This window comes from Vibrio makurazakiensis (assembly GCF_050337375.1).
Classification (GTDB): Bacteria; Pseudomonadota; Gammaproteobacteria; order Enterobacterales; family Vibrionaceae; genus Vibrio; species Vibrio makurazakiensis.
In genome coordinates, this window is the sequence record NZ_JAKJSW010000478.1 from 1 (window position 1) to 724 (window position 724).

The window sequence follows — 724 nt, forward strand, 5'->3', positions numbered from 1 at the left end:
ACCTAAAATAGGAGTGATCTAGGTCAATAATTAGTCAGAAAAGTATGACATAAATCTCATAAAGCCTAAACGAAACCTTGCTGAATTTCCTTTGAATCAAAGCTGATTCGAACAGATGTTGCTCTATTTATATTTTGGTAAGTTATATTTCAATATAGGGTTCACAATTATCCAACGGTGTAGAGGAATGCCTGTTAACTAAGTGTTAATTTAAACGTATTGATTCTGTGGGATATTTTTATGAGATGGCGAAATATCAGTTTTCGTAAGCGTTTACTGATTATTATGACAGTAACTGGCTTAGTTGAACTGCTAATACTTTCAGCTGCTGGTTTTGCCTATATCAAAGAATCTCAAGAACAAGAAATGGGCTTGAAAGCGCTTGGAGTGGCAAACTTCTTAGCCAAATCCCCCGTTGTGATAAAACTGATTGAAGAGAAGCGAACTGAGAATGTTCAGCAACGTTATAGAAATTTAACAGAACTTATCGGTGCTGCTTTTATTGTAATTGGCGATGAAAATGGTATTCGCTTAGTTCACCCAGTGGATGAGCGACTGGGTAAAGCCATGCGAGGCGGAGACAACCAAAAAGCTTTAGTTTACGGAGAATCTTACGTTTCCGTTGCCAAAGGTTCATTAGGTATTTCGGTTCGCGGTAAAGCCGCTGTAAACAACGCGAGCGGTGAAATTATTGGTGTAGTTTCGGTCGGCTACCTTCTTGAGC

1 pseudogene is annotated in these 724 nt (G+C 38.8%); it reads left to right on the forward strand.

Going from position 1 to position 724, the window contains the following annotated elements:
- Positions 1 to 240: 240 nt before the first annotated feature.
- Positions 241 to 724: pseudogene (locus tag L4C33_RS22605) on the forward strand (histidine kinase); the annotation flags it as partial.